The 301-nt window shown below is 64.1% G+C and carries 1 pseudogene; it reads right to left on the minus strand.

Annotation, left to right across the window (positions count from 1 at the left end):
• Nucleotides 1–134: 134 nt before the first annotated feature.
• Nucleotides 135–301: pseudogene (locus KVT32_RS32370) on the minus strand (MBL fold metallo-hydrolase); the annotation flags it as partial.

The following is a 301-nucleotide window of genomic DNA, read 5'->3' on the forward strand; positions in this document are numbered from 1 at the left end:
GTGGGTTCTTGAACCCACCGATCCGGCGCCGATCATCCTCTGGCCATCTTATTTGCGGTTCGACCATTCATGCCGTGAGACCGCGTGGGCACAAGTGCCCACCCTACAACATCGCGCGCGCGTCGACGAATGTCTTACCGCATCTGCGTGTAATTCACCGGCACGAAACGATACCCCTTGCCTTCGCTGCGCAGGTGCCCCAGGCCCGGGAACTGCAGGTGGGCGCCGCCGATCAGCGCGCCTTCCTTGGCGGCGAGGTCGAACAGCTTCTTGCGTGCGGCGGCCGCGGCTTTCTGGTCGC

This window comes from Achromobacter sp. GbtcB20 (assembly GCF_019091095.1).
Classification (GTDB): domain Bacteria; phylum Pseudomonadota; class Gammaproteobacteria; order Burkholderiales; family Burkholderiaceae_B; genus Achromobacter; species Achromobacter mucicolens.